At 38.4% G+C, this 6,153-nt stretch carries 7 protein-coding genes and 1 pseudogene; 5 read left to right on the plus strand and 3 right to left on the minus strand.

The window, feature by feature from the left end:
- Positions 1-64: 64 nt before the first annotated feature.
- The 3 genes and pseudogenes from JCM12304_RS07735 to JCM12304_RS07745 all read right to left on the minus strand — a co-directional run bounded on the left by JCM12304_RS07735 (position 65) and on the right by JCM12304_RS07745 (position 2,419).
- The gene (locus JCM12304_RS07735) at positions 65-664 is read right to left on the minus strand and encodes a histidine phosphatase family protein (RefSeq protein WP_060679560.1); all 600 of its coding nucleotides are present in this window, start codon (positions 662-664) and stop codon (positions 65-67) included.
- A gap of 115 nt (positions 665-779) precedes the next feature.
- Entirely contained in the window at positions 780-1,514 is a 735-nt protein-coding gene (locus tag JCM12304_RS07740) for an ABC transporter permease (protein ID WP_060679562.1), read from the minus strand.
- A pseudogene (locus tag JCM12304_RS07745) lies at positions 1,515-2,419 on the minus strand (ABC transporter ATP-binding protein).
- Positions 2,420-2,699: 280 nt separating this feature from the next.
- Between JCM12304_RS07745 and JCM12304_RS07750 the strand changes: the two are divergent.
- The 5 genes from JCM12304_RS07750 to JCM12304_RS07770 all read left to right on the plus strand — a co-directional run bounded on the left by JCM12304_RS07750 (position 2,700) and on the right by JCM12304_RS07770 (position 5,983).
- Positions 2,700-3,785 (plus strand): S66 family peptidase, encoded by a 1,086-nt coding sequence (locus JCM12304_RS07750; RefSeq protein WP_060679564.1) that lies wholly within the window; start codon positions 2,700-2,702, stop codon positions 3,783-3,785.
- Positions 3,786-4,208 carry a FosM family fosfomycin resistance protein gene (gene fosM, locus JCM12304_RS07755; RefSeq protein WP_060679566.1) on the plus strand — a complete coding sequence of 141 codons (423 nt, stop codon included), beginning with the start codon at positions 3,786-3,788 and terminating at the stop codon, positions 4,206-4,208.
- Positions 4,209-4,223: 15 nt separating this feature from the next.
- Positions 4,224-4,934 carry a nucleotidyltransferase domain-containing protein gene (locus JCM12304_RS07760; protein ID WP_060679568.1) on the plus strand — a complete coding sequence of 237 codons (711 nt, stop codon included), beginning with the start codon at positions 4,224-4,226 and terminating at the stop codon, positions 4,932-4,934.
- A gap of 94 nt (positions 4,935-5,028) precedes the next feature.
- Positions 5,029-5,496: an NUDIX hydrolase gene (locus JCM12304_RS07765; protein WP_060679570.1), complete on the plus strand. Its 468-nt coding sequence runs from the start codon at positions 5,029-5,031 to the stop codon at positions 5,494-5,496.
- Between the two features lie 208 nt (positions 5,497-5,704).
- Positions 5,705-5,983 carry a hypothetical protein gene (locus JCM12304_RS07770; RefSeq protein WP_060679572.1) on the plus strand — a complete coding sequence of 93 codons (279 nt, stop codon included), beginning with the start codon at positions 5,705-5,707 and terminating at the stop codon, positions 5,981-5,983.
- Positions 5,984-6,153 lie beyond the last annotated feature (170 nt).

A 6,153-nucleotide genomic window follows, 5' to 3' on the forward strand; every position in this document is an offset into this window, starting at 1 on the left:
CCTCTATAAACTTGGTTGTGTATTTTACATATTTTGCTAGCAAAAAAGTCACAGCATGTGCTTATTAAGCTTTGACTTCCTTATGCTGGTTTAAATGAGTGGTACAGTTATATAACGAGCAATTCCACTCACCCTGGATCTTGTCTAGTATAGTAAGAGAAGTATTACCCATTTTAGTCTCTTTAAATTTCCCCGGAAATAATCCCTCTAGAGTAGATCCAATTAAGGCACCATGACTGACAACTAAGACGCGTTTATTTTGGTAGGTTACTGCTAGATCATTAAAACAAGCTATTCCTCTTGCAGCAACAGCCTCCATTGGTTCCGCACCTAAATCAAGCTCCCGCCAGTTTTCTCCCCAAGTAACCAGTCTTTCTTCTTCTGTTGTTCCCTGTATTATTCCGAAATCTTTTTCACGGAGACGTTGATCATAATGATCGACAGGTACGTTTAATTTCTCCCCAATAATTCTGGCAGTTTCACTTGCTCTGGACAAATCACTGCTGACAATAACGTCCCATTGTTCTTCCAGGACTAATCTTTCTCCAAGCTGCAGTGCTTGCTTTTTGCCTTCTTCATTTAGAGGGATGTCTGTTATCCCTTGCGCTTTACCACGAACATTCCAATCTGTAATCCCATGTCTTACCAATCCAATTGTTATCATTTATAAACCTACTCTCTATAAAAATACGATTCTCTTCTTCTATTAAACCATAGATAATGCAATTAGGCTTATCATAGAATTTGTTTGATCAGAATCGTGTAATCATTCTCTATTCCTATGCTTCCTGCTTACGTCGGATGGAAACAGCAAGTAATAGGAAAATAATCAGATAACCAATTAATATAAGATAGCTTTGCCAATCAGGTGAAGTCCCTTGTACGATATTCCAAGCGCCGCTGCCGAAATGATAGGATGGAAGCCATTCCGCAATGTTTTGCAGGAAGGTAGGGAAGGTGTTAATGGGCATCCACATTCCACCAACAATAGCCAACGCTAAATAGATAATATTACTTACCCCACTAGCAGTTTCAACTTTTTTCATCGTACCAACTAAAGAACCCAGGGCTAAGAAAGGAATAGAAGCAATCAGCACCCATATGCCAGAAAATATCCATTGCGAGACAGATAGAGAAACACCATTTATTAGATAACCAGCTAAAAATACGATCACGATCGATAGTAAATGAATGATCAGCTGGCCAAACATCTTTGAAGAAAAGTAAGCCCAGGAAGGGAAGGGGGTAAGCTTCATAAACGTCGACCAGCCCTCTGTTTGTTCTTGTACCATTCGAATTCCGAAGTTCATAATAGCAGAACCCATCACACTGAATGTGGTCATGGACATCAGATAATAAGCTTGCCACTCTCCTTGATCTGGTACTCCAGTGTTTACTATATTTGTAAAGATAAAATAAAATAATATTGGCATAAACAAGGACCAAAAAACGAAGTAAGGATTACGAAAGATACGGATTATTTCAAACTTGCATTGTGTCAAAATCGCATTCATCTAAATTACCTCCTTCTGCTTAGAGGTCAAATGATCAAACACTTCTTCCAATCGTCCTTGTTCGATAAATATATCTTTAACATCCATTCCTTGACCAAAAATTTTTGCAAGAACCGCATCTGTATCATTTGTTACTGCATAAATTCGGCCATCCTTTTCATAACAACGGATAACCTCTTCAAAGGTTTGCATATGTACCATTACAGCATCTTTATTGCTGGATCGGAAGGAGACGCTACGTGCCGCAACATTATGCTTGATTTCATCTGGCGTCCATCAGCAATAATCTCTCCGTTATTAAAAAGAATAATTCTTTCGGAAAAGTCATCCGCTTCCTGAAGATAATGTGTTGTGAAAATAACGGTCTTTCCCTGTTCCTTTAACATATTCACTTTCTCCCAAAAATTCCTTCTCGCCGTAATATCAAGACCTACCGTTGGTTCATCGAAAAAGAGTAGGTCAGGATTTCCTGCAAGAGCGAGCGCAAAACCTAATCTTCTTTTTTGCCCCCCTGACAGTTTATTCGCCCACTTTTTCAGCATCTCATCATTCAACCCAGTCACAGAAATAAGCTCTTCCATGGATAGAGGGTTCGTATAATAGCTTCTGAATAGTTCAAGTACCTCCCGACCCCTTAACTTATCAATAACGCTAACCTCCTGTAACATAGCCCCAATCCGGTTCCGGACAGCTACTTCCTTTGGATCCTCGCTAAATAATGTGAGTCGACCTTCTGTCGGCTCCAGCAATCCCAGCATCATAGAAATGGTTGTTGTCTTCCCAGCACCATTCGGTCCCAAAATAGCTACAGTGGAGCCTTTTTCAATGGTAAAAGAAACATTATTCACTGCGGTTGTTTTTCCAAAACGCTTCGTAACATTGTTTACTTGAATTAAGCTTTGCAAATGTATTACCCCCTTAATAAATATCTTTTAAAATGAGATCACACTATTCAGTTAACTTACTTACGTTTGGTTAAGTGAAAAGGTTCCTATTTTACTAAATAGTTCTCTATGGGTCCTTTAAAACCTGCTAAATAAAGAGAAAATTAGAAGTAGAAGCCTAGAATATTTATGTAATGAAAGATAAAAATTATGATTGCCTTAAGCGTACGCAAATAGTAAGCTAAAAATACTGAAAATTAAACCCGAAGTAAATTTTTTCAAATACAAGGGAGCTGAATTAATGATCAAACCGAAAATATTAGAGAAAGGTTCCAGAATTGCAATTATCTCTCCGTCTAATGGACTTCCGTATTTGTTTCCGGAAGTATATGAACTGGGCCTAAAGCAGATGCAAGAAGTACTTGGTTTTGAAATAATAGAAATGCCGACAACAAGAATGGCTCCGGAAGAGCTATATAAAAATCCACAGCTTCGGGCAGAAGATATTAATCGTTGTTTTGCAGATGTGAACATAGATGGGATCATTACAACGATTGGAGGATATGAATCTATTCGAATCCTGCCGTTTTTAGATGTGGAATTGATTCGAAATAATCCGAAGTTTATTATGGGATTTTCGGACGCTACAACCTTCTTAACTTATCTAAATAAACTGGGGATGATTACATTCTACGGACCCTCCGTTATGGCTGGGCTTGCCCAACTAAAACACTTGCCTTCTGCATATACAGAGCATTTGCATTCGATCTTCTTTCGTAGTGAGTATCCGTACAAATATAAACCTTATTCAGAGTGGACAAATGGCTATGAGGATTGGAACAACTTGGATACGTTGGGGGAGTGTAAAGAATTTCATGATAATTCGGCTGGCTGGAAATATCTCCAAGGGGCAGACAAGGTGCAAGGGGAGCTTTGGGGAGGTTGTATTGAAGTATTGGAGTTCTTGAAATCCACCCCTTATTGGGTTGACCCAACTTTTTGGAAAAAGAAAATACTCTTCTTTGAAACTTCGGAAGAGAAACCTTCTCCGATGGAAATCGGCTACATGCTGCGCAATTATGGCATGCAAGGTGTATTTTCAAAGGTAAATGGTGTCATGTTTGGCAGGCCAAAGGATTATTCAACAGATGAAAAAGAAGAGTTAAACAAAATCATTATAGATGTAATAAGTGGAGAGTTTGGTGCAAGCTATTTACCTATCGTGACAGACGTTGACTTTGGTCATACGGATCCCAAGCTGGTGTTACCTTTAGGTGGGAAAATAGAATTAAATCCGTTGACGAAGGAAATTACTTTGCTGGAAAACCCATTTGATATGTATAAGAATGAAAGCCACGAGGAGGAAGAAGGTAAAGGAGGAAAGTAAATGGATATAAAAGGACTTAATCACTTTTTATTTTCCGTTTCCAATTTAGAAAAATCCATTGCATTTTATGAAAATGTATTTGATGCGAAGCTTTTAGTGAAAGGAAAAAATACCGCATACTTTGATTTACAAGGAATTTGGCTTGCGCTCAATGTAGAAAAAGATATTCCACGCCATGAGATTATTCAGTCCTATACCCATATTGCCTTCACCATAGAGGAAGCGGATGTTGAGAAAATGTACAGAAAGCTAGTAGATTTAAATGTAACTATCTTATCTGGCAGACCAAGAGACAAAAAAGATAAACAATCGATTTATTTTACTGATCCAGATGGTCATAAATTTGAATTTCATACAGGCACATTACAGGATCGAATTGCTTACTATAAGCAAGAAAAACCGTATATGGAATTTTACGATTAATTGGGAGGGCGGAGGATGGCAAAATTAGATGCAAGGAAGGCTGCACAGAAAATTATTGAGAAGAAATATCCACATTGTAATGGGGCGCTGCTCGCAGGAAGTGTAGTTCGTGGGGAGGCAACGAATACATCTGATCTCGATATCGTCATTTTTACAGATGAAACCTTTTTCTCTTACAGAGAATCTTTTATTGAGTTAGATTGGCCTGTGGAAGCTTTTGTACATAATTTCAGTTCCTATAAGCAATTTTTTAAAAGTGATAGGGAAAGAGCCATTCCGACCTTACCTAGAATGGTAACGGAAGGGATCGTTTTAAAAGAAGATCCAAGATTGCATTCTATTAAACAGGAAGCGAATGAGCTCCTGGAAGCTGGCCCTGAGAAATGGACATCAGAGATGATCGACATCAAGCGCTATTTTCTTACCGACATGCTGGATGATTTTATTGGCAGTGATACAAGGGGAGAAGAGATTGTCATCGCAGGAGCTTTAGCGGAAATGATCAGTGAATTTACGTTAAGAGCAGAGCAAAGATGGCTTGGAAGCTCCAAATGGGTTGTCCGTTTACTCAAGCAATACGATGAAGCATTCGCCGAAACATTTATTGAGGCATTTGATTTATTTTATAAAACAGGGGAAAAAGGACCTGTGATCCAGCTTGTTGACACGGTGCTACAGCCATATGGTGGCAGGCTATTCGATGGTTTTTCTATTGGCAAACTATAAAGTATTCGGGATTCTTGATAAGTTTATTAGAAATAGCGCAAGTCATTTATAAAACAGTAGCAATGAATAAGTTTTTTTAAAAGGGGGAGTTAGAATGGATGCTACGTTTAAGCTGGAAAATGCAGTTTTTAACTATCGGGTTGCAGCAATAATGGTGGAGAAAAATCATCTCCTTTTACACAAGCAAGTAAACGACAACTATTGGGCACTTCCTGGTGGGAGGGTAAAAGTTCTGGAAGATTCTCAAGCTAGTATTAAAAGGGAAATCAAAGAGGAATTAGATTTTAATATAAATGTGGATAATTTGGTTTGGATAACAGAAAACTTCTTCGAATATGATCAGCGGAATTATCACGAGATCGGTTTATATTATTATGTTTCTCTCCAAGAGGGAAGCTATACCCTCGAGAAAGAAAGCTTTTACGGGGAAGAAGGAGATCGCTTGATTTACAAGTGGATCCCACTAGAAGATCTACATAATATCCAACTTCGCCCTGAATTTTTAAAAACCGCATTAAAAGAAATACCGACAAAGCCTGAGCACATTATTATTAAAGATTAAATTGCTAAAGTGAGCGTGCTGTAAGTGAGTTAGGAAGCATGACGGACATAGTGAGGAGGAAATCGCATGTAAATGTCTATCATAGTGGAGATGACGGACATTGCGAGCAAAAAAACGTCCGTGAATGTCCTTCACATTATCTGAAAAAGAACTCAAATTATTGTATGTATATTTTTCATATCAAGTATTAATTAAAAGGAGCACGCTAATGTCTATTACACCTATAACTGATCCAAATCAAGAAAATGAACCTCCCATCCTGGTTCCGTTAGACGGAGGTTTAATTGATGCTATGGTCATTCCTGCTTATTGCTTAAATTGTGAAAAGCAATTGAGTCATTTTTTTCATTACAAGGGTTCTCGTTACGGGCAGGTTGGGGAAATTGTGTGTAACCATTGTCAATCTATCATTTATTGCACGGATCATGATAATATACAACATTTCATCTACATGAGTCCGGAAAATTATATGAATCCGTTTATCTAAAATAGGCGAGAAAACCCCCACTTCAAGGAATGTGAAGGGCAAATCCCAGTGAGTAAGTGGTGGATGAATCGCCTTCAGACAAGGGATAGCTTCAGCTATCTCGATTGTCCGACTGTTCGAGCGCGTATTGAATGAGGTAGATAATTGTTTGGGTACGAGTCGTAAAACCC

The organism is Virgibacillus halodenitrificans JCM 12304 (genome assembly GCF_001310895.1).
Classification (GTDB): Bacteria; Bacillota; Bacilli; order Bacillales; family Amphibacillaceae; genus Virgibacillus_Q; species Virgibacillus_Q halodenitrificans.

What these genes read in the sequence shown, in the direction of transcription:
- JCM12304_RS07760 (WP_060679568.1), top strand. Translation starts at nt 4,224, where the DNA reads ATGGCAAAATTAGATGCAAGGAAGGCTGCACAGAAAATTATTGAGAAG.
- JCM12304_RS07735 (WP_060679560.1), bottom strand. Translation starts at nt 664, where the DNA reads ATGATAACAATTGGATTGGTAAGACATGGGATTACAGATTGGAATGTT.
- JCM12304_RS07770 (WP_060679572.1), top strand. Translation starts at nt 5,705, where the DNA reads ATGTCTATTACACCTATAACTGATCCAAATCAAGAAAATGAACCTCCC.
- fosM (WP_060679566.1), top strand. Translation starts at nt 3,786, where the DNA reads ATGGATATAAAAGGACTTAATCACTTTTTATTTTCCGTTTCCAATTTA.
- JCM12304_RS07750 (WP_060679564.1), top strand. Translation starts at nt 2,700, where the DNA reads ATGATCAAACCGAAAATATTAGAGAAAGGTTCCAGAATTGCAATTATC.
- JCM12304_RS07765 (WP_060679570.1), top strand. Translation starts at nt 5,029, where the DNA reads ATGGATGCTACGTTTAAGCTGGAAAATGCAGTTTTTAACTATCGGGTT.
- JCM12304_RS07740 (WP_060679562.1), bottom strand. Translation starts at nt 1,514, where the DNA reads ATGAATGCGATTTTGACACAATGCAAGTTTGAAATAATCCGTATCTTT.